Below are 22,495 nucleotides of genomic sequence, written 5' to 3' on the forward strand. Positions count from 1 at the left end.
AGTCAGGACACAAAACCTGTGGGAGCGAGCTTGCTCGCGATGAGGGCGGCGCATTCAACATCAATGTGTGCTGATCCACCGCTATCGCGAGCAAGCTCGCTCCCACATGGGATTTGCTTGACTGAACATTTTTGGGGTTGCCCATTCCCACAGGGGAAGTTTGTTAATTCAAATCAGATGCTAATGCGCGAAAGCTTGATATCGGGTTCCTGGCTGACGCTCAGTTGCTCAACGATTGCATCCTGCAAACGGCTGCACAGCAACGGGTCGGACAGCGGCTGGTTGTTCGCGTCGGTGATGAAGAACACGTCTTCCACGCGCTCGCCCAGGGTCGCAATCTTGGCGTTCTGCAGCGACAGATCGAACTCGAGGAAGATGCCACCAATGCGCGCCAGCAGGCCCGGGCGATCCGGGGCGCTGAGTTCCAGTACGGTCACCGGACGTTGGGCGTCGTTGTGGATCGTCACTTGTGGCGCAAACGCAAAGTGCTTGAGCTGGCGCGGTACCCGACGCTGGATGATCGTCGGGTAATCGTCCGGGTTGCGCAGGGCTTCGGTCAGGCCTTCACGGATCTGCTTGACCCGCGTCGGGTTATCGCCGATCGAGTCGCCATCGGTGTCGAGCACGATATAGGTGTCGAGGGTGAACTGGCTGCTGGAGGTGATAACCCGCGCGTCGTGAATGTTCAGGTTGAGCTGGTCCATCGCGGCCACGGTCACGGCGAAGAAGTCGTGCTGGTCGGGCGCATAGATGAAGATCTGCGTGCCACCCTCGAACTCGCGCTGGGTGGTTTCCTTGATCAGCACCAGCGGACCGCCATCGGCCGGCTGCTGCAGGATTGCATCACTGTGCCAGGCCACGTCGCCAGCGGTGTGGCGCAGGAAATAGTCATCGCCCAGTTGCGCCCACAACTGCTCGACATCGTCCGGGTCGGTGCCGCCGCGCACCAGGATGTCCAGGGCCGCGCTCTGGGTCTGGCGGATCTGCTCTTCGCGGTCCACCGGATTTTCCAGGCCGCGACGCAAGGCGCGCTTGGTTTCGGTGTAGAGCTGGCGCAACAGGCTGGCACGCCAGGAATTCCACAGCGTCGGGTTGGTGGCGTTGATGTCGGCGACGGTCAGCACGTACAGGTAATCGAGATGGGTTTCATCGCCGACGATCTGCGCGAAATCGTGGATCACCTGCGGGTCGGACAAGTCCTTGCGCTGGGCGGTGGTCGACATCACGAGGTGATTCTGCACCAGCCAGACGATCAGGCGACTGTCCCACACCGGCAATTGATGGCGTTGGCAAAAGGCTTCGGCATCGACCGCGCCGATGTCCGAGTGATCGCCATGCCGGCCCTTGCCGATGTCGTGGTACAGACCGGCCAGATAAATCAGTTCCGGCTTGGGCAGCTTGGCCATGAGCTTGCTGGCCAGCGGGAATTTTTCCGACACCTGGGTGTACTGCAACTTACGCAGATGCTTGATCAGGTTCAGGGTATGAGCGTCGACCGTATAGATGTGGAACAGGTCGTGCTGCATCTGCCCGACGATAAAGCCGAACTCCGGCAGGTAACGCCCGAGGATGCCGTAACGGTTCATCCGTCGCAGGTTGCGATGGATGCCGATCTTGCACTTGAACAGCTCGATAAACAGGCTGGTGTTGCGGATGTCGTTACGGAAGTCGTCGTCGATCAGGTGACGGTTTTCCCGCAGCAGACGAATGGTATCGGCCCGCACGCCTTTGATTTCCGGCTGCTGGGCCATCAGCACGAAGATTTCCAGCATGGCGAACGGCGTACGACGGAACACATTGTTATTGCGGGCTTCGATGTAGCCATCGTGCAGCTGGAATCGCGAGTTGATCGGCTGCGGCGGCGCTTCGTCTTCCGGCGCGAGGATGACTTCCTCGAAGTGCTGGATGATCAGGTCGCTGAGCTGGGCGATGCTCATGACCACGCGGTAATACTGCTGCATGAAGTTTTCGATGGCTTGCTTGGCGTCATCACCTTCAAACCCCAGCAGCCCGGCGATGGAACGCTGGTGGTCGAACAGCAAGCGGTCTTCGGAGCGGCCAGCGAGCATGTGCAGGGCGTAACGGACCTTCCACAGGAATTCCTGGGACGAGGCCAGCAGGGCGTTTTCGCTCTCTACCAGAAAGCCTTCGCCAGCCAGGGCCCGCAGGTTCAGGGTGCCGTACTCGCGACGGGCGACCCACAGAATCGTCTGGATATCCCGCAGGCCGCCGGGCGAGCCTTTGACGTTGGGTTCCAGGTTGTATTCGGTGTCGTTGTACTTGTGGTGCCGGGCCTTTTGCTCGGCGCGCTTGGCCAGGAAAAATTCCTTGCTCGGCCACATGTGCGCGGTGCTGGTGACGTCGAGCATGCGCTGGCGCAGGCGCTCGGGGCCGCAGATGGTGCGGCTCTCCATCAGGTTGGTGACGACAGTCAGGTCGGCGCGTGCCTCGACGGCGCATTCGTCCACCGAACGCACGCTCTGACCGACTTCCAGGCCGATGTCCCACAGCAGCGTCAGAAAACGCTCGATGGAATCGCGGAAAACTTCGTGGTCGGCACTGTCCAGCAGGATCAGCAGATCAATGTCGGAATACGGGTGCAGCTCGCCGCGACCGTAGCCGCCGACCGCAACCAGCGCGATGTCGGCGTCTTCGCTCCAGTTGAACTGCTCCCAGGCCTTTTGCAGGATGTTATCGACGAACCAGGCTCGATCCTCGATCAACCGGCGAATGTCCCGCCCGCTGCGAAAACGCCCGTCGAGTACCTCGCGGGCCTGGCGAATCGCCTTCTTGAAGGCCGCAATCGGGCTGGCCTTCAGGGCCAGTTCCGCCTGGAACTGGCCACGGTCGAAGAGTTCGGGATCCACCTGCGGCATCGATTGGCTTTCCTTTCTATAAGGCTGTGAACTGTGCGGGTCGATCAGGCCGAAACGCGGGGGATGGTGTCATCGGCGCGCAGGGTGAAGATCTCGTAGCCGGTTTCGGTGACCAGCAGGGTGTGTTCCCACTGCGCCGAGAGCTTGCGGTCCTTGGTGATCGCGGTCCAGCCGTCGCCCAACACCTTGGTGTCGGCCTTGCCCTGGTTGATCATCGGCTCGATGGTGAAGGTCATGCCGGCTTTCAGTTCCATGCCGGTGCCGGCGCGGCCGTAGTGCAGGATCTGTGGCTCTTCGTGGAACACCTTGCCGATGCCGTGGCCGCAGAATTCGCGAACCACCGAGAAGCCGTTCTTTTCCGCGTGCTTCTGGATCACTTCACCGATGTCGCCCAGGCGGCAGCCGGGTTTGACGATTTCGATGGCCTTGTACATGCATTCCTGGGTGACTTGCGACAAGCGCTCGGCCCAGACCGGCACGGTGCCGACGTGGAACATGCGGCTGGTGTCGCCGTGGTAGCCGTCCTTGATCACAGTCACGTCGATGTTCACGGTGTCGCCATTCTTCAACGGCTTCTCATTCGGGATGCCGTGGCAGACCACATGGTTGATCGAGGTGCAGATCGATTTCGGGAAGCCCTTGTAGTTGAGCGGGGCAGGGATGGCTTGCTGCTCGTTGACGATGTAGTCGTGGCAGATGCGGTCCAGTTCTTCGGTGGTGACGCCCGGTTTGACATGTTCGGCAATCATTTCCAGCACATCGGCGGCCAGTTTGCCGGCGATCCGCATTTTTGCGATGTCCTCGGGGGTCTTGAGGGTGACGGTCATACAGGCTCTCTCTGCGCTCAACGGCGCTTACTAATTCGGAATGGGCGTTGCGCGGTCAATCTTCGCAGCCCTGAAAAACGCGATTCTAACAGACGATCAGCGCAAATCTGAGCCTCTGTGCGTCGCTTCTCTCTATAGATAGGCGCATTCTTGGGCGATTCCAAGGGCGTGGATAAAGGCGCGCGCCAGGAATTCAGAATCCGGGTTCCGTTTTTTCCTGCCTTGTGATATAAAATGCGCCGCTTTCCGGGGATACCCCGAAAGGCTTAAATCCACACACGTGTCGACACGATGACCTGGGTGCCTTCAGCTGATTGCTGCTGGTTGGTCATTGGGATACGTGGAGGCCAAACCCGACTTATTAAGGAACTATCATGTCCCAAGTCAACATGCGCGATATGCTGAAGGCCGGTGTGCACTTCGGTCACCAAACCCGTTACTGGAACCCGAAAATGGGTAAATACATTTTCGGCGCGCGTAACAAGATTCACATCATCAACCTTGAAAAAACCCTGCCAATGTTCAACGAAGCTCTGACTTTCGTAGAGCGCCTGGCCCAGGGCAAAAACAAGATTCTGTTCGTCGGCACCAAGCGTTCCGCTGGCAAGATCGTTGCTGAAGAAGCAGCACGTTGCGGTTCGCCGTACGTGGATCACCGCTGGTTGGGCGGCATGCTGACCAACTTCAAAACCATCCGTGCTTCCATCAAGCGTCTGCGTGACCTTGAAGTGCAAGCCGAAGACGGTACTTTCGCCAAGCTGACCAAGAAAGAAGCGCTGATGCGCACTCGCGATCTTGAGAAGCTCGATCGTTCCCTGGGTGGTATCAAGGACATGGGCGGTCTGCCAGACGCACTGTTCGTTATCGACGTTGATCACGAGCGCATCGCGATCACCGAAGCCAACAAACTGGGCATCCCGGTTATCGGCGTAGTCGATACCAACAGCAGCCCGGAAGGCGTTGACTACATCATCCCAGGCAACGATGACGCAATCCGCGCTATCCAGCTGTACATGGGTTCGATGGCTGACGCTGTAATCCGCGGTCGCAACCACGTTGCTGGCGGCACCGAGCAGTTCGTTGAAGAAGCTCCGGTAGCAGCAGCTGAGTAATTGACGCCTTGGCGTTAACTCAGTAAGCAAAAAGGGGGCTTGGCCCCCTTTTTGCCACCTCGAAAACCATTTGTCGGTAGCGCAGCTACAGCTTCTGTAACGTGCAGCGACTTACAAAGGTATTTCGGGAAGAATTGAACGCCCGTTCGATCGGGTGGAATGGTTGATAACCTATCCAAGAGGATTTTTGAAATGGCAGAGATTACTGCAGCGTTGGTTAAAGAACTGCGTGAGCGTACTGGCGAAGGCATGATGGATTGCAAAAAGGCCTTGACCAAGGCCGGCGGCGACATCGAAAAAGCCATTGACGACATGCGTGCTTCGGGCGCCATCAAGGCTGCCAAGAAAGCAGGCAACGTAGCTGCTGAAGGCGCGATCACTCTGAAAGAAGACGGTAAATCCGCCGTTCTGCTGGAAGTGAACTCGCAGACCGACTTCCTGGCTTTGCAGGACGATTTCAAGGCATTCGTTGCTTCCAGCGTTGAAAAAGCTTTCGCTGACAAGCTGACTGATGTTGCTCCACTGATCGAAGCTCAAGAAGCTGCTCGCCTGGTACTGGTCGGCAAGGTTGGCGAAAACGTCAACATCCGTCGTCTGGCACGCGTTGAAGGTGACGTTGTTGGTGGTTACCTGCACGGCAACAAGATCGGTGTTGCAGTTGTCCTGAAGGGCGGCACTGTTGAGCTGGCCAAGGACATCGCTATGCACGTAGCGGCGACCAACCCTGAATTCCTGCTGCCATCGGAAGTTTCCGCTGAAGCGGTCGAGCGCGAAAAAGGCGTGTTCCTGACCCTCAACGCTGACAAGATCGCTGGCAAGCCAGAAAACATCGTTGAAAACATGGTCAAAGGCCGTATCAGCAAGTTCCTGGCTGAAGCGAGCCTGGTTGAGCAGGCGTTCGTCAAGAACCCTGAAATCAAGGTTGGCGAACTGGCCAAGAAAGCCGGTGCTGAAATCGTTTCCTTCACCTACTTCAAAGTAGGCGATGGCATCGAGAAGCCGGTCGACAACTTCGCTGAAGAAGTTGCTGCCCAGCTGGCTGCCGCCAAGCAATAAGACGGTTTTTTAACTGTCGCCCTGAAGAGGCTGCCCGCTTACGCGCGCAGCCTCTTTTCAGATGGGCTGCCAATTTTTATTGGTTTCCCTTTGGAACTGGCTTACAAAGCCATGTTCCGATGGCGCTGAAGCAGCGCCAAGCTAGAGTGAACGCCAGCTGTAAACAGCTCGCAAAGAATTTTTTAAAATACGCCGCAGGAGAGATTCGCAATGGCTCAGCAGGGCAGTGGTTATCAGGCTCGCTATAAACGCATTCTACTCAAGCTTAGCGGCGAGGCCCTGATGGGCTCGGAAGAGTTCGGGATCGACCCGAAAGTTCTGGATCGCATGGCGCTCGAAGTGGGCCAATTGGTCGGCATCGGTGTGCAGGTCGGTCTGGTGATCGGCGGCGGCAACCTGTTCCGTGGCGCAGCGCTGAGCGCGGCCGGCATGGATCGGGTTACCGGCGACCACATGGGCATGCTGGCCACTGTGATGAACGCCCTGGCCATGCGCGACGCGCTGGAACGTGCCAATATCTCGGCCATCGTGATGTCGGCCATTTCGATGGTTGGCGTGACCGATCATTACGACCGTCGCAAGGCCATGCGCCACCTGAACGCCAAGGAAGTCGTGATTTTCGCGGCCGGTACGGGCAATCCGTTCTTCACCACGGATTCGGCAGCCTGCCTGCGTGCAATCGAAATCGATGCCGATGTCGTGCTCAAGGCGACCAAGGTCGATGGCGTCTACACCGCTGACCCATTCAAAGACCCGCATGCCGAGAAGTTCGATCATCTGACTTACGATGAAGTACTGGATCGCAAGCTGGGCGTGATGGATCTGACAGCTATCTGCCTGTGCCGCGACCACAAAATGCCGCTGCGCGTATTTAACATGAACAAGCCCGGCGCCCTGCTGAACATCGTGCATGGCGGCGCTGAAGGGACCCTGATCGAGGAAGGCCAACAATGATCAACGAAATCAAGAAAGACGCTCAAGAGCGCATGCAGAAATCGCTGGACTCTCTGAATCATGCATTTGGTCAGATCCGTACCGGCAAGGCTCACCCAAGCATTCTGGGTAGCGTGATGGTGCCGTACTACGGCACAGACACCTCCATCACTCAAGTGGCCAACATCACCGTAAAAGACTCCCGGACCCTTCAGGTCGTGGCGTTTGAGCGCAATATGCTCGCGGCAGTCGACAAAGCGATCCAAAGTGCCGGTTTGAACCTCAACCCGACCAACCTGGGCGAGTTGCTGCTGATCTCCATGCCTGCCCTGACTGAAGAAACCCGCAAGGGCTTCACCAAGCAGGCGCGTAGCGCAGCTGAAGATGCCCGTGTTGCCGTGCGCAATATTCGCCGTGATGCACTTGGCGACCTGAAGAAACTGGTCAAGGACAAGGAAATCAGCGAAGACGAAGAGCGTCGTGCCGCTGCTGATATCCAGAAGCTGACCGACAAGGCTGAGGCCGATATCGACGCAGCGACCAAGCAAAAAGAAGCGGACCTGATGGCCGTATAAGGGTCGCGTTTTCATGGAAAAGACCAAGCAGACTGCGCCGTCCGCGGTGCCGCGCCATGTCGCGATCATCATGGATGGTAACAATCGCTGGGCGAAAAAACGCTTTATGCCGGGTGTCGCCGGGCATAAAGCGGGTGTGGATGCAGTTCGTGCGGTGATTGAAGTGTGCGCTGAGGCCAAGGTCGAGGTGCTGACCCTGTTCGCCTTCTCCAGTGAGAACTGGCAGCGTCCGGCCGATGAGGTCAGCGCCTTGATGGACCTGTTCTTCAAGGCGCTGCGTCGCGAGGCCAAGCGTCTGAACGACAACAACATCAGTCTGCGCATCATTGGCGACCGTTCGCGTTTTCACCCTGAGCTTCAAGCAGCCATGCGCGAAGCCGAGGCGATTACCGCCGGCGCCAATCGCTTTATCCTGCAGATCGCCGCCAACTACGGCGGTCAGTGGGATATCGCGCAAGCTGCGCAGCGTCTGGCGCGGGAAGTTCAGGCCGGGCATTTGCGCCCGGAAGACATCACCCCGGAACTGCTGCAAACCTGTCTGGTGACCGGCGACCTGCCGTTGCCGGATTTGTGCATTCGTACCGGCGGTGAGCACCGCATCAGCAATTTCCTGCTCTGGCAGCTGGCTTACACCGAGCTGTACTTCTCCGACCTGTTCTGGCCGGACTTCAAACACGACGCCATGCGCACCGCGCTGGCCGATTTCGCTTCTCGTCAGCGCCGCTTCGGTAAAACGAGCGAGCAGGTCGAGTCTGGAGCCCGGGTTTAATGCTTAAACAACGAATTATCACTGCGCTGATCCTGCTGCCGATCGCCTTGTGCGGGTTTTTCCTGCTCGAAGGCTCCGGTTTTGCGCTATTCATCGGGCTGGTCGTGACCTTGGGTGCGTGGGAATGGGCTCGTCTGGCGGGTTTCACTGCCCAGCCGGTTCGCGTGGCCTACGCGGCTGTGGTTGCACTGATGCTCTTTGTCATGCACATCCTTCCCGGGCTCGCGCCTTGGGTGCTGGGCGCCTCGGTGCTCTGGTGGGCCGTCGCGACCTACCTGGTGCTGACCTATCCGCGCTCCAGCGAACACTGGTCCAGTGCCGCCTGCAAACTGGTGATCGGTCTGTTGATCCTGTTGCCGGCCTGGCAAGGTCTGGTCCAGATCAAGCAGGAGCCCTTGGGCAACTGGCTGATCATGGCTGTCATGGTGCTGGTCTGGGGTGCTGACATCGGTGCTTACTTTTCCGGTCGCAAGTTCGGCAAGCGCAAGCTCGCGCCGCAAGTCAGTCCGGGCAAGAGCTGGGAAGGCGTCTATGGTGGCCTGGCGTTGAGCCTGGTGATCACGCTGGTGGTCGGCCTGGTCCGCGACTGGACGGTGGCGGAACTGCTTAAAGGTCTGGTTGGCGCCGCATTGATCGTGTTCATTTCGGTGGTGGGCGACCTCACCGAAAGCATGTTCAAGCGTCAGTCCGGGATCAAGGACAGCAGCAATCTGCTGCCCGGTCACGGTGGCGTGCTGGATCGCATCGACAGCCTGACGGCGGCGATCCCGGTCTTCGCGGTGCTGTTGTGGATGGCTGCACCGTGAGCCGCCCACAGCAGATTACCGTTTTGGGGGCGACGGGCTCGATTGGCCTGAGCACCCTTGATGTCATTGCCCGTCATCCCGAGCGCTATCAGGTTTATGCACTGAGCGGCTTCACTCGATTGAGTGAGTTGCTGGCTTTGTGCGTCCGGCATACGCCGCGGTTCGCGGTCGTGCCTGAGGTTGCGGCTGCCCGTGTCCTGCAGGACGACCTGCGCGCTGCGGGCCTCTCGACTCGCGTGCTGGTAGGGGAGGAGGGCCTGTGTCAGGTCGCCGCCGACCCTGAAGTCGATGCGGTCATGGCGGCCATCGTCGGTGCAGCGGGCTTGCGCCCGACCCTGGCGGCGGTCGAGGCCGGCAAGAAGATCCTGCTGGCCAACAAAGAAGCGCTGGTGATGTCTGGCGCGTTGTTCATGCAAGCGGTGCGCAAAAGCGGTTCGGTGCTGCTGCCGATCGACAGCGAGCACAACGCGATTTTCCAGTGCATGCCCAACGATTTCGCTCGCGGTCTGGGTGCGGTCGGTGTGCGTCGGATTTTACTGACAGCCTCTGGTGGCCCTTTCCGGCAGACACCGATGGCAGAATTGGCGCATGTTACCCCTGATCAGGCGTGTGCTCACCCGAACTGGTCCATGGGGCGCAAGATTTCGGTCGATTCGGCCAGCATGATGAATAAAGGTCTCGAGCTGATCGAGGCCTGCTGGTTGTTCGATGCCAAGCCATCCCAGGTCGAAGTGGTGATTCACCCGCAGAGTGTCATCCACTCGCTGGTGGACTATATCGACGGTTCGGTGCTGGCGCAGTTGGGTAATCCGGACATGCGCACGCCGATTGCCAACGCCCTGGCCTGGCCGGAGCGCATCGACTCGGGCGTCGCCCCGCTGGATCTGTTTGCCATCGCACGTCTGGATTTCCAGGCGCCCGATGAGGAGCGTTTCCCGTGTCTGCGCCTGGCTCGACAAGCGGCAGAGGCAGGCAACAGTGCGCCGGCCATGCTGAATGCGGCAAATGAAGTGGCAGTCGCCGCGTTTCTCGACGGACGGGTTCGTTACCCGGAAATCGCGAGTATCATCGAGGAAGTCTTGAATCTTGAGCCTGTGGTTGCGGTGAATGATCTCGAGGCGGTGTTCACCGCAGACGCCAAGGCGCGTGTGCTGGCAGAACAGTGGTTGAGTCGTCACGGGCAATAGGTGCTGCTTTACGTTGGCCCAATGCAGCACTGGATAGGATTGCGGAGAAAGTAGATGAGCGCGCTCTATATGATTGTCGGCACCCTGGTAGCCCTGGGCGTGCTGGTCACCTTCCACGAATTCGGCCACTTTTGGGTCGCGCGTCGCTGTGGGGTCAAAGTGCTGCGTTTCTCCGTAGGCTTTGGCATGCCGTTGCTGCGCTGGCACGACAAGCAAGGCACCGAGTTCGTGCTGGCCGCCATTCCGTTGGGCGGCTACGTGAAGATGCTCGATGAGCGCGAAGGCGAAGTACCGGCCGACCAGATCGAGCAATCGTTCAATCGTAAATCCGTGCGCCAGCGGATCGCCATCGTCGCTGCCGGCCCAATCGCCAACTTCCTGTTGGCGATGGTGTTTTTCTGGGTGCTGGCCATGCTCGGCAGCGAACAGATACGTCCAGTCATCGGTGCCGTGGAGTCGGGCAGCATCGCGGCCAAGGCCGGGTTGAGCGCCAATCAGGAAATCGTCGCCATTGACGGCGAGCCGACTTCCGGCTGGTCGGCGGTAAACCTGCAACTGGTCCGTCGCCTGGGTGAGAGCGGTACCTTGCAGTTATTGGTGCGCGAGCAGGGCTCTACAGCAGATTCGCCTCGAGAGCTGGCGCTGGATCACTGGCTTAAAGGTGCCGATGAACCAGATCCTATCCGCTCGCTGGGTATTCGTCCGTGGCGTCCGGCATTGCCGCCGATCCTCGCGGAACTTGATTCGAAAGGGCCGGCACAAGCCGCGGGCCTGAAGACCGGTGACCGGTTGTTGGCCCTTGATGGCAAGGCGCTGGATGACTGGCAGCAAGTCGTCGATACCGTGCGTATGCATCCGGATACCAAAATCATGCTGCGCGTCGAGCGCGATGGTGCTCAAATCGACGTCCCTGTGACGCTGGCGGCTCGTGGTGGCAGCAAAGCGCCTACGGGTTATCTGGGTGCCGGGGTGAAAGCAGTCGATTGGCCACCAGAGATGATTCGCGAGGTCAGCTACGGTCCGATAGCCGCGATTGGGGAGGGTGCCCGACGCACCTGGACCATGAGTGTACTGACCCTCGATTCGCTCAAGAAAATGTTGTTCGGCGAGCTCTCGGTAAAAAACTTGAGTGGACCGATAACCATTGCTAAAGTGGCGGGCGCTTCTGCCCAGTCGGGTGTCGCTGATTTCCTGAATTTCCTTGCTTATCTGAGTATTAGCTTGGGAGTTCTGAATTTGTTGCCCATTCCTGTACTGGATGGGGGGCATTTGTTGTTTTATCTGATCGAGTGGGCGCGTGGTCGTCCCTTGTCAGATCGGGTGCAGGGTTGGGGGATACAGATCGGTATCAGTTTGGTGGTCGGGGTGATGTTGCTTGCTCTGGTCAATGATCTGGGTCGACTGTAACGCTTCGCTGAATTGCGAATCTGCCGCATTTTGCGGCAGTTTGTTTATTGCCAGTTGGAATAAGAAAGGACTTCATGAAACGTCTGCTGCTAACTGCGGTTCTCACCGTATTGATGATCGCCGAAGTTCACGCCGAGTCCTTCACTATCTCTGATATTCGCGTCAATGGCCTCCAGCGGGTCTCCGCGGGTAGTGTCTTTGGTGCCTTGCCGTTGAACGTCGGTGAACAGGCGGATGATCGTCGCCTGGTGGAATCCACTCGTGCGTTGTTCAAAACCGGGTTCTTTCAAGATATCCAGCTGGGTCGCGAAGGCAATGTCCTCGTTATCACGGTAGTCGAGCGTCCGTCGGTCGCCAGTATCGAGATCGAAGGTAACAAGGCCATCTCCACTGAAGACCTGATGAAGGGCCTCAAGCAATCCGGTCTTTCCGAAGGCGAGATCTTCCAGCGCGCCACCCTCGAAGGTGTGCGTAACGAACTGCAGCGCCAATACGTCGCTCAGGGTCGCTACTCCGCGACTGTCGACACTGAAGTGGTGGCGCAGCCGCGTAACCGCGTTGCGTTGAAGGTCAACATCAACGAAGGCACCGTTGCTGCTATCCAGCACATCAACGTGGTGGGTAACACTGTCTTCCCTGATGAGGACCTGACCGACCTGTTCGAACTCAAGACCACCAACTGGCTGTCGTTCTTCAAGAACGATGACAAGTATGCTCGTGAGAAACTCTCCGGTGACCTGGAGCGTCTGCGCTCCTACTACCTGGACCGCGGCTATATCAACATGGATATCGCTTCGACCCAGGTGTCCATCACTCCGGACAAGAAACACGTCTACATCACGGTCAACGTCAACGAAGGCGAGAAGTACACGGTTCGTGACGTGAAGCTCAGCGGCGACCTGAAAGTGCCTGAAGACCAGGTCAAGTCCCTGCTGCTGGTTCAGAAAGGCCAGGTGTTCTCGCGCAAGCTGATGACCACCACTTCCGAACTGATCACCCGTCGTCTCGGTAACGAGGGTTACACCTTCGCCAACGTCAATGGCGTGCCTCAGCCGCACGATGAAGATCACACCGTAGACATCACTTTCGCGGTCGATCCGGGCAAGCGTGCCTACGTGAACCGTATCAACTTCCGTGGCAACACCAAGTCTGAAGACGAAGTGCTGCGTCGTGAAATGCGTCAGATGGAAGGTGGCTGGGCTTCGACTTACCTGATCGACCAATCCAAGACCCGTCTTGATCGTCTGGGCTTCTTCAAGGAAGTCAACGTCGAGACCCCCGCTGTACCGGGCGTGGATGACCAGGTTGACGTGAACTACAGCGTTGAAGAACAAGCCTCCGGTTCGATTACCGCCAGTGTCGGTTTCGCCCAGAGTGCCGGTCTGATCCTCGGTGGTTCGATCACCCAGAACAACTTCCTGGGTACCGGTAACAGGGTCAGCGTCGGTCTGACCCGAAGCGAATACCAGAGCCGTTATAACTTCGGTTATGTCGACCCGTACTGGACTGCTGACGGTGTGAGCCTGGGTTACAACGCTTTCTATCGCACCACTGACTACAAAGACCTCGACGTCGACGTAGCAAGCTATGCGGTAGACAGCCTGGGTGCTGGCGTCAGCGTCGGCTACCCGATCAGCGAGACGTCGCGCCTGACCTTCGGCCTGACAGCGCAACAAGACAAGATCAAGACTGGCTTGTACACCGTTGACGAGATTTTCGACTTCGTTAACAAGGAAGGCGACAGCTACCTGAACTTCAAGGCGTCGGCCGGTTGGTCCGAGTCCACCTTGAACAAAGGCGTGCTCGCTACCCGCGGTCATTCCCAAAGCCTGACGCTGGAAACCACTACTCCGGGCAGCGACCTGTCGTTCTTCAAGCTCGACTACCGTGGCCAGTTGTTCCAGCCGCTGAGCGAAAACTACACCATGCGCCTGCACACCGAATTGGGTTATGGCGATGGTTATGGTTCGACCGATGGCTTGCCGTTCTATGAAAACTACTATGCTGGTGGTTTCAACTCGGTTCGCGGCTTCAAGGACAGCACGTTGGGTCCTCGTAGTACCCCGAGTAAGGGTACCAACCCAGGCACGGCGGAAGACCCGGATCAGGATCCACTGCCATTCGGCGGTAACGTTCTCATCCAGGGCGGCGTAGAGCTTCTGTTCCCTCTGCCATTCGTCAAAGACCAGCGGTCCCTGCGGACCTCGGTATTCTGGGACGTAGGTAACGTTTTTGACTCGCAGTGCAAAGACACCACCAACGCAAACGGTTCGTCGTCCAACACCAAGTGTAACGACATCAGCCTGAGCAACATGGCCAGTTCCGTCGGTGTAGGCGTGACCTGGGTTACCGCACTGGGCCCTCTGAGCTTCGCGTTGGCCATGCCGATCAAGAAACCGGATGACGCTGAAACTCAAGTGTTCCAATTCTCCCTCGGCCAGACGTTCTAAGCGTCTGACCCAAGATAACGACAATGGATTTTGTAGGAGTGCATCGTGCGTAAGTTGACTCAATTGGTTCTCCTGGCGACCGTACTGGTAGCAGGCCCGGCTTTTGCCGACATGAAAATCGCCGTTCTGAACTATCAGATGGCTCTGCTGGAATCCGACGCGGCCAAGAAGTACGCCGTGGATGCCGAGAAGAAGTTCGGTCCGCAACTGACCAAGCTGAAAACCCTCGAAAGCAGTGCCAAAGGTATCCAGGATCGTCTGGTAGCCGGTGGCGACAAGATGCAGCAAGGCGAGCGCGAGCGTCTGGAGCTTGAATTCAAGCAAAAGGCCCGCGACTTCCAGTTCCAGTCCAAGGAGCTGAACGAAGCCAAAGCCGTTGCCGACCGTGAAATGCTGAAGCAGCTCAAGCCGAAACTGGACAGCGCTGTGGAAGAAGTCATCAAGAAAGGTGCTTTTGACCTGGTCTTCGAGCGTGGCGCAGTGATTGATGTCAAGCCTCAATACGACATCACCCGCCAGGTTATCGAGCGCATGAATCAGCTGAAGTAATCCATGACAGCGACTATAAAGCTCGGCCAATTGGCCGAGTTCCTCGGCGCCACGCTACGTGGCGACCCGGAGAAAGAAATTACTGGGCTAGCCACTTTGCAAGAGGCTGGCCCAGCTCAGTTGAGCTTTCTGGCAAACCCTCAATACCGTAAATACCTGCCGGACAGCAAAGCCGCAGCCTTGCTACTCAAGGCTGCCGACGCTGAAGGTTTCGCCGGTAATGCGCTGGTCGTGCCGGATCCGTACCTGGCTTACGCCCGTGTTTCCCATCTTTTCGATCCCAAGCCAAAGGCTGCTGCCGGTATTCATCCGACGGCGGTAGTGGCAACGGACGCGGTGGTGGATCCGGCGGCGAGCATTGGTGCTTTTGTGGTGATCGAGAGCGGTGCGCGTATTGCAGCGGGCGTGACCGTAGGGGCGCATTGCTTCATCGGTGCGCGTAGCGAGATTGGCGAGGGCGGTTGGCTGGCTCCGCGGGTCACGCTGTACCACGACGTACGCATAGGCAAACGAGTAGTGATTCAATCGGGTGCCGTACTCGGTGGTGAAGGTTTCGGTTTCGCCAACGAGAAAGGTGTCTGGCAGAAAATCGCCCAGATTGGCGGTGTGCTGGTCGGTGACGATGTGGAGATTGGCGTGAATACCGCCATCGACCGTGGTGCGCTGGCCGATACCGTTCTTGGCAATGGTGTGAAGCTCGACAATCAGATTCAGATCGCCCATAACGTCCAGATCGGTGACCACACCGCCATGGCAGCGTGCGTGGGGATCTCCGGCAGCACCAAGATCGGCAAGCATTGCATGCTGGCTGGCGGTGTCGGGCTGGTGGGGCATATCGAGATTTGCGACAACGTTTTCCTGACCGGAATGACCATGGTCACCCACTCGATTACCGAGCCGGGCTCCTATTCTTCCGGTACAGCCATGCAACCGGCTGCCGAGTGGCGCAAAAGCGCGGCACGCATCCGTCAGCTCGATGACATCGCGCGGCGTCTGCGACAACTGGAAAAGCGTGTAGGGGAAGTGACCCCTGACGGTAATGCTTCATCAGATGGCTGATACCATTTCCATATCAAGTGTGCACAGCCGCTAGACTGCCTCCTTGATTTGCTAGAGGGGTGCGCGTCAGTCGCGCTCTCCCAATCTTTACATAGGCTTCCCCCCGAAATGATGGACATCAACGAGATTCGCGAATACCTGCCACACCGTTACCCGTTCCTGCTGGTGGACCGGGTCGTGGAACTGGATGTGGAAGGCAAGCGCATTCGCGCCTACAAGAATGTCAGCATCAACGAACCGTTCTTCAATGGTCACTTCCCTGCGCATCCAATCATGCCGGGCGTACTGATCATCGAAGCGATGGCTCAGGCTGCCGGTATCCTTGGTTTCAAAATGCTCGACGTGAAGCCTGCCGACGGCACGCTTTATTACTTCGTCGGCTCCGACAAGCTGCGTTTTCGCCAGCCTGTCACCCCAGGCGATCAGTTGATCCTCGAAGCCCGCTTCATCAGCTGCAAGCGCCAGATCTGGAAGTTCGAATGCCAGGCTTCGGTCGACGGCAAGCCAGTCTGCTCCGCTGAAATCATCTGCGCGGAACGCAAACTATGAGTTTGATTGACCCTCGCGCAATCATCGATCCGACGGCCGTACTGGCTGAGGGTGTCGAGGTCGGCCCTTGGTCGATCGTCGGCGCAGGTGTGGAAATCGGCGAGGGGACAGTGATTGGGCCGCATGTGATTCTCAAGGGCCCGACCCGAATCGGTAAGCACAACCGCATCTACCAGTTTTCCTCGGTAGGTGAGGACACTCCCGATCTGAAATACAAAGGCGAAGAAACCCGCCTGGTCATTGGTGATCACAACATCATCCGTGAAGGTGTGACGATTCACCGTGGCACCGTGCAAGACCGTTCGGAAACTACCTTGGGTGATCACAACCTGATCATGGCCTATGCCCACATCGGTCACGACAGCGTTATTGGCAACCACTGCATCCTGGTCAACAACACCGCGTTGGCCGGACATGTGCACGTTGAAGATTGGGCGATCCTGTCCGGTTTCACCCTGGTTCACCAGTATTGCCACATCGGCGCCCACAGCTTTTCCGGTATGGGCACCGCCATTGGCAAGGACGTCCCCGCGTACGTCACGGTATTCGGTAACCCTGCCGAAGCCCGGAGCATGAACTTCGAAGGCATGCGCCGTCGTGGTTTCAGCGAAGATGCCATTCACGCCCTGCGCCGCGCCTACAAGGTGGTTTATCGCCAGGGGCTGACGGTCGAGCAAGCGCTCGCCGAACTGGCCGAGCCCTCGGCACAGTTCCCGGAAGTCGCGGTGTTCCGTGACTCCATCCAGTCTTCGACTCGCGGCATCACCCGTTAATCATGGCTAATCTGCGTATTGCGCTGGTAGCGGGTGAGGCTTCCGGTGACATTCTGGGCGCGGGTCTGATGCGTGCACTCAAGGCACAGCATCCGGCGGTGGAGTTCATTGGCGTTGGCGGCCCGCTGATGCAGGCCGAAGGCCTGACCTCCTACTTCCCAATGGAACGGCTTTCGGTCATGGGCCTGGTGGAAGTGCTGGGCCGGCTGCGAGAGCTAATGGCCCGGCGCAAGAAACTGATCGCCGACCTGATCGCCGAAAATCCGGACGCGTTCATCGGTATCGATGCCCCGGACTTCAACCTCAATATCGAACTCAAGCTGCGTCAGGCCGGCATCAAGACCGTGCATTACGTCAGCCCATCGGTCTGGGCCTGGCGGCAGAAGCGTGTGCTGAAGATTCGCGAAGGCTGCGACCTGATGCTGACGCTGTTCCCGTTCGAAGCCAAGTTCTACGAAGAGAAAGGCGTGCCGGTAAGGTTCGTCGGGCACTCCCTGGCGGATGCTATTCCGCTGGAGGCTGATCGCGCTGCGGCGCGGGCCGAGTTGGGCTTGCCTGATGGTCCGCTGGTCGCGCTGATGCCGGGCAGCCGTGGCGGCGAAGTAGGGCGCCTCGGTGCGTTGTTCCTCGATACCGCCCAGCGCCTGCGTGCCCTGCGCCCCGGCGTGCGGTTCGTCATGCCCTGCGCCAGCCCCGAACGCCGGGCCCAGCTCGAAGAGTTGCTGGCTGGCCGCGATTTGCCGCTGACCTTGCTCGACGGCAAATCCCATCTGGCCCTGGCGGCCTGCGACGCGGTGTTGATCGCCTCCGGAACCGCTACGCTTGAAGCGTTGTTGTACAAGCGGCCGATGGTCGTCGCTTATCGTCTGGCGCCGCTGACGTTCTGGATTCTCAAGCGCATGGTGAAAAGTCCCTACGTCTCGCTGCCGAATCTGCTGGCCCAACGGCTGCTGGTGCCCGAATTGTTGCAGGACGATGCCACGGTCGAAGCCCTGGCCCAGACCTTGTCGCCGCTGATCGAGGGCGGTGAAGAACAGACCCGCGGCTTCGATGAAATCCACCGCACCTTGCGTCTGGACGCCTCCAACCAGGCGGCAGACGCCGTGCTGAAACTGATCGGCCAAGTACAATGAGTAAAACAAGCATGCAAATGGGGCTGGATTTCACCTTGGTCGCTGAAGTGGAAGACTTGGTTGCCGGCGTCGATGAAGTCGGTCGCGGCCCGTTGTGCGGTGCCGTGGTCACGGCTGCGGTGATTCTCGATCCGAATCGGCCGATCCTCGGCCTGAACGACTCGAAAAAGCTCACCGAAGCACGACGCGAAAAGCTCTACGACGAAATCTGCGAGAAGGCCCTGAGTTGGCATATCGCTCGCGCTGAAGTCGAAGAAATCGACGAGCTGAACATTCTGCATGCCACCATGCTGGCCATGCAGCGCGCGATCGAAGGCCTGCACATTCAGCCGAAACTGGCGATGATCGACGGCAACCGCTGCCCGAAACTGTCCATGCGCGCCGAAGCGGTGGTGCAGGGCGACGGCAAGGTGCCAGCCATCGCTGCCGCGTCGATTCTGGCCAAGGTCAGTCGCGACCGTGAAATGGCTGCTTTCGAATTGATTTACCCGGGTTACGGCATCGGCGGCCACAAAGGCTACCCGACGCCCGTTCATCTGGAAGCCCTGGCACGCTTGGGGCCAACGCCGATTCACCGGCGTTCGTTCGCCCCGGTTCGCCTGGCCTACGAGGCTCGGGAAAACCTGATCGAGAGTTAGTCGCAAGGCTGATGTTTTTATCAAGGCCCGGTACAATCCGGCGATTTAAAGCGTCACGAGCGCAGGTAAGACAAGGCGAACGGCAGCGAGAAAGCGGAGTTGACGTTAGTCAATGAGCATTTCGAGTTGCCGTTTAACGCTGGATTACCAAGCGCAGTAGCTTTAAACGCCGGATTTCCGGGCCTTGTTGTTTTCATGACTTAACGCAGGATCACTATGCCGGCTTCATTCGTTCACCTACGCCTGCACACTGAATATTCCTTGGTCGACGGTCTGGTGCGGATCAAACCGCTGGTCAAGACCCTGGTCGGCATGAACATGCCTGCCGTGGCGGTCACTGACCAGAACAACATGTGTTCCCTGGTCAAATTCTATAAAGCCTCCATGGGCGCAGGCATCAAGCCGATCTGCGGCGCCGACCTGTGGCTGTCGAACAAGGATCCGGACAACCCGTTGAGCCGGATCAGCCTGCTGGCGATGAACGCCGTGGGTTATCGCAATCTCACCGAACTGATCTCGCGCGGCTTCATCGACGGCCAGCGCAATGGCTCGATCATCATCGAGCGCGAGTGGGTGGCCGAAGCCAGCGAAGGCTTGATCATGCTGTCGGCGGCAAAAGAGGGCGAGATCGGCCTGGCCATGCTCGGCGGCAACCCGGCAGAAGCGGAAACCCTGGCCCGTGAATGGATGGCGGTGTTCCCGGATCGCTTCTATCTGGAAATCCAGCGCACCAACCGTCCCAATGACGAAGAACAATTGCACGGCGCCGTGGCCCTGGCCGAGAAGATCGGCGCGCCGTTGGTTGCGACCAACGACGTGCGCTTCATCAAGCAGGAAGACTTCGAAGCCCACGAAACCCGCGTCTGCATCGGTGAAGGCCGCGCCCTCGACGATCCGCGGCGCTCAAAGAATTACAGTGATCAGCAATACCTCAAAAGCGCCGAGGAAATGGCTGAGCTGTTCAGCGACATTCCCGAGGCGCTGGAAAACACCGTCGAGATTGCCAAGCGCTGCAATATTGAAGTGAAGCTGGGCAAGCACTTCCTGCCCAACTTCCCGATCCCCGATGGCATGACCATCGACGAGTATTTCCGCAAGGTGTCCTTCGACGGCCTGGAAGATCGCCTCAGCGTCCTGCTGCCCAAGGACACCACCGAAGACTACGAAGCCAAGCGCCAGGTCTACGTCGACCGGCTGAATTTCGAGCTGGATATCATTATCCAGATGGGTTTCCCCGGTTACTTCCTGATCGTTATGGACTTTATCCAGTGGGCCAAGAGCAACGGCGTGCCGGTAGGTCCGGGCCGGGGGTCGGGTGCCGGGTCGCTGGTGGCCTATGTGCAGAAGATCACCGACCTCGATCCGCTGGAATATGACCTGCTGTTCGAACGTTTCCTTAACCCGGAACGGGTATCGATGCCCGACTTCGACGTCGACTTCTGCATGGATGGTCGTGACCGGGTTATTGAATACGTGGCCGAAAAGTACGGTCGCAACGCGGTAAGCCAGATCATCACCTTCGGTTCCATGGCCGCCAAGGCAGTGGTCCGCGACGTGGCGCGGGTGCAGGGCAAGTCCTACGGTTTGGCGGATCGTCTGTCGAAGATGATCCCCTTCGAAGTCGGCATGACCCTGGAAAAAGCCTACGAGCAGGAAGAAATCCTGCGCGACTTCATCAAGGTCGATGAAGAAGCCGCGGAAATCTGGGAGATGGCGCGCAAGCTCGAAGGCGTTGTGCGTAACGTCGGCAAGCACGCCGGTGGTGTGGTTATCGCGCCAACCAAACTGACTGACTTCTCGCCGATTTATTGCGATGAGGCCGGTGATGGCCTGGTAACCCAGTTCGACAAGGACGACGTCGAGGCTGCCGGTCTGGTGAAGTTCGACTTCCTCGGTCTGCGGACCCTGACGGTCATCGACTGGGCGCTGAAAACCATCAACCGTGATCGCGCCAAGGTCGATCAGCCGCCGCTGGACATCGCGTTCATCCCGCTGGACGACAAACCGACTTACACGCTGTTGCAAAAAGCTGAAACCACCGCGGTGTTCCAGCTCGAGTCCCGGGGTATGAAGGAGCTGATCAAAAAGCTCAAGCCCGACTGCCTGGAAGACTTGATCGCACTCGTGGCCCTGTTCCGTCCGGGCCCGCTGCAATCGGGCATGGTGGACGACTTTATCAACCGTAAGCACGGTCGCGCCGAACTGGCGTACCCGCACTCGGACTACCAGTACGAAGGCCTCAAGCCAGTATTGGCGCCGACTTACGGCATCATCCTGTATCAGGAACAGGTGATGCAGATTGCCCAGGTCATGGCCGGTTACACCCTCGGCGGTGCGGACATGCTGCGTCGGGCCATGGGTAAGAAAAAACCCGAAGAAATGGCCAAGCAGCGCGGCGGTTTCATTGAGGGTTGCGCCACCAACAATATCGACGCCGACCTTGCCGGTAACATTTTCGACCTGGTAGAGAAATTCGCCGGTTACGGCTTCAACAAGTCTCACTCCGCCGCTTACGGTCTGGTGTCTTACCAGACGGCATGGCTGAAAACCCACTACCCGGCGCCGTTCATGGCCGCGGTACTGTCGGCGGATATGCACAACACCGACAAGGTCGTGACCTTGATCGAAGAAATTCGCACCATGAAGCTGCGTCTCGACGCGCCGGATGTGAATACTTCGGAGTTCAAGTTCACGGTGAACGACGAAGGCCGGATTATCTATGGCCTCGGCGCGATCAAGGGTGTGGGCGAAGGTCCGGTCGAAGCCATCACCGAGGCGCGTCAGGCCGGTCCGTTCAAGGACCTGTTCGACTTCTGCGCCCGTGTCGACCTCAAACGCATCAACAAGCGCACCCTGGACGGTTTGATCCGCAGCGGCGCGCTGGACCGTCTCGGTCCGTACTTCCATGACGAGCAGAAAGCCTATCAGGCCAACATCGACCGCAACCGCGCGGTCCTGCTGAACGCCATGGAAGGGGCGATCAAAGCCGCCGAACAGACCCTGCGTACCAAAGACAGCGGTCACGTTGACCTGTTTGGCGGCCTGTTCGTCGAAGAAGACGCCGATGTCTACGCCAATAACCGCAAGGCCAAGGAACTGACGCTCAAGGAACGCCTGAAAGGCGAGAAAGACACCTTGGGCCTGTACCTGACCGGTCACCCGATTGACGAATACGAGGGAGAGATCCGCCGTTTCGCTCGCCAGCGCATCATCGACCTGAAGCCGGCGCGGGATACGCAGACGGTCGCGGGCATGATCATCGCGTTGCGGGTGATGAAGAACAAAAAGGGCGACAAGATGGGTTTCATCACCCTCGACGACCGTTCTGGCCGGATCGAAGCGTCGCTGTTCGCCGAGGCGTTCCACTCCGCGCAGTCGCTGTTGCAGACTGACGCGATGGTGGTGGTCGAAGGCGAAGTCAGCAACGATGACTTCTCCGGTGGCTTGCGCCTGCGGGTCAAGCGGGTAATGAGCATGGAAGATGCGCGCACCAACCTGGCCGAAAGCCTGCGCTTGAAGCTGCATACCAAGGATTTGAAAGGCGATCAGCTACGCTGGCTCGGTGAGCTGTTCAAGCGTCACCGTGGCGCGTGCCCGATCACCATGGAGTACACCAGTCCTGATGCGAAGGCCTTGCTGCAGTTCGGCGAGACCTGGCGGATCGACCCGGCGGATGCCTTGATTCAAGCCCTGCGTGACCAGTTCGGGCGAGACAACGTCTTCCTCCAATACCGTTGACGGTCAGGTGTCTTTGAATGGCCCTGATCTCGACCTGAATTTTTAATCTCGACCTGAA

General features: G+C 58.5%; 18 protein-coding genes. 16 read left to right on the forward strand and 2 right to left on the reverse strand.

Annotation, left to right across the window (positions count from 1 at the left end):
- Window positions 1–173: 173 nt before the first annotated feature.
- Complete coding sequence (locus tag LOY68_RS05955) at window positions 174–2,876, reverse strand: [protein-PII] uridylyltransferase (RefSeq protein WP_054047198.1); 2,703 nt, start codon at window positions 2,874–2,876, stop codon at window positions 174–176.
- Between the two features lie 44 nt (window positions 2,877–2,920).
- Entirely contained in the window at window positions 2,921–3,703 is a 783-nt protein-coding gene (map, locus tag LOY68_RS05960) for a type I methionyl aminopeptidase (protein WP_054047195.1), read from the reverse strand.
- Between the two features lie 374 nt (window positions 3,704–4,077).
- Between map and rpsB the strand changes: the two genes are divergently transcribed.
- The 16 genes from rpsB (at window position 4,078) to dnaE (ending at window position 22,437) form a co-directional block, all read left to right on the forward strand.
- On the forward strand, window positions 4,078–4,815 hold the full coding sequence (gene rpsB / locus LOY68_RS05965; RefSeq protein ID WP_003219330.1) for a 30S ribosomal protein S2: 738 nt from the start codon (window positions 4,078–4,080) through the stop codon (window positions 4,813–4,815).
- A 192-nt stretch (window positions 4,816–5,007) separates the two neighbouring features.
- Window positions 5,008–5,871 carry a translation elongation factor Ts gene (gene tsf, locus LOY68_RS05970; RefSeq protein ID WP_054047193.1) on the forward strand — a complete coding sequence of 288 codons (864 nt, stop codon included), beginning with the start codon at window positions 5,008–5,010 and terminating at the stop codon, window positions 5,869–5,871.
- A gap of 210 nt (window positions 5,872–6,081) precedes the next feature.
- The gene (pyrH, locus tag LOY68_RS05975) at window positions 6,082–6,825 is read left to right on the forward strand and encodes a UMP kinase (RefSeq protein WP_003172271.1); all 744 of its coding nucleotides are present in this window, start codon (window positions 6,082–6,084) and stop codon (window positions 6,823–6,825) included.
- On the forward strand, window positions 6,822–7,379 hold the full coding sequence (gene frr, locus LOY68_RS05980; protein WP_007949335.1) for a ribosome recycling factor: 558 nt from the start codon (window positions 6,822–6,824) through the stop codon (window positions 7,377–7,379). The genes pyrH and frr overlap by 4 nt, the downstream gene beginning before the upstream one ends.
- A 13-nt stretch (window positions 7,380–7,392) precedes the next feature.
- Window positions 7,393–8,148 carry a polyprenyl diphosphate synthase gene (uppS, locus tag LOY68_RS05985; protein ID WP_054047192.1) on the forward strand — a complete coding sequence of 252 codons (756 nt, stop codon included), beginning with the start codon at window positions 7,393–7,395 and terminating at the stop codon, window positions 8,146–8,148.
- Window positions 8,148–8,954, forward strand: coding sequence for a phosphatidate cytidylyltransferase (locus tag LOY68_RS05990; RefSeq protein WP_163908728.1), 807 nt, complete (start codon window positions 8,148–8,150; stop codon window positions 8,952–8,954). The genes uppS and LOY68_RS05990 overlap by 1 nt, the downstream gene beginning before the upstream one ends.
- Window positions 8,951–10,141 carry a 1-deoxy-D-xylulose-5-phosphate reductoisomerase gene (ispC, locus tag LOY68_RS05995; RefSeq protein WP_265043620.1) on the forward strand — a complete coding sequence of 397 codons (1,191 nt, stop codon included), beginning with the start codon at window positions 8,951–8,953 and terminating at the stop codon, window positions 10,139–10,141. Before LOY68_RS05990 ends, ispC begins: the two co-directional genes overlap by 4 nt.
- Window positions 10,142–10,195: 54 nt before the next feature.
- Window positions 10,196–11,548 (forward strand): sigma E protease regulator RseP, encoded by a 1,353-nt coding sequence (gene rseP, locus LOY68_RS06000; RefSeq protein ID WP_265043622.1) that lies wholly within the window; start codon window positions 10,196–10,198, stop codon window positions 11,546–11,548.
- Between the two features lie 74 nt (window positions 11,549–11,622).
- Entirely contained in the window at window positions 11,623–13,998 is a 2,376-nt protein-coding gene (gene bamA / locus LOY68_RS06005) for an outer membrane protein assembly factor BamA (protein WP_265043624.1), read from the forward strand.
- Between the two features lie 45 nt (window positions 13,999–14,043).
- Window positions 14,044–14,547, forward strand: a complete 504-nt coding sequence (locus tag LOY68_RS06010; protein WP_054047181.1) for an OmpH family outer membrane protein — start codon at window positions 14,044–14,046, stop codon at window positions 14,545–14,547.
- 3 nt (window positions 14,548–14,550) lie between these two features.
- Window positions 14,551–15,606: a UDP-3-O-(3-hydroxymyristoyl)glucosamine N-acyltransferase gene (gene lpxD / locus LOY68_RS06015; RefSeq protein ID WP_163908732.1), complete on the forward strand. Its 1,056-nt coding sequence runs from the start codon at window positions 14,551–14,553 to the stop codon at window positions 15,604–15,606.
- 108 nt (window positions 15,607–15,714) lie between these two features.
- Complete coding sequence (gene fabZ, locus LOY68_RS06020; RefSeq protein ID WP_017336708.1) at window positions 15,715–16,155, forward strand: 3-hydroxyacyl-ACP dehydratase FabZ; 441 nt, start codon at window positions 15,715–15,717, stop codon at window positions 16,153–16,155.
- Complete coding sequence (gene lpxA / locus LOY68_RS06025) at window positions 16,152–16,928, forward strand: acyl-ACP--UDP-N-acetylglucosamine O-acyltransferase (protein ID WP_017336709.1); 777 nt, start codon at window positions 16,152–16,154, stop codon at window positions 16,926–16,928. The genes fabZ and lpxA overlap by 4 nt, the downstream gene beginning before the upstream one ends.
- A 2-nt stretch (window positions 16,929–16,930) precedes the next feature.
- Complete coding sequence (gene lpxB, locus LOY68_RS06030; RefSeq protein WP_265043628.1) at window positions 16,931–18,061, forward strand: lipid-A-disaccharide synthase; 1,131 nt, start codon at window positions 16,931–16,933, stop codon at window positions 18,059–18,061.
- An 11-nt stretch (window positions 18,062–18,072) separates the two neighbouring features.
- Window positions 18,073–18,699 carry a ribonuclease HII gene (gene rnhB / locus LOY68_RS06035; RefSeq protein WP_054047172.1) on the forward strand — a complete coding sequence of 209 codons (627 nt, stop codon included), beginning with the start codon at window positions 18,073–18,075 and terminating at the stop codon, window positions 18,697–18,699.
- A 216-nt stretch (window positions 18,700–18,915) separates the two neighbouring features.
- Window positions 18,916–22,437, forward strand: coding sequence for a DNA polymerase III subunit alpha (dnaE, locus tag LOY68_RS06040; RefSeq protein WP_265043630.1), 3,522 nt, complete (start codon window positions 18,916–18,918; stop codon window positions 22,435–22,437).
- The last annotated feature ends 58 nt before the right edge of the window (window positions 22,438–22,495 follow it).

The sequence above is a fragment of the Pseudomonas sp. B21-053 genome (assembly GCF_026016365.1).
In the GTDB taxonomy this organism is placed as follows: Bacteria; Pseudomonadota; Gammaproteobacteria; order Pseudomonadales; family Pseudomonadaceae; genus Aquipseudomonas; species Aquipseudomonas nunensis.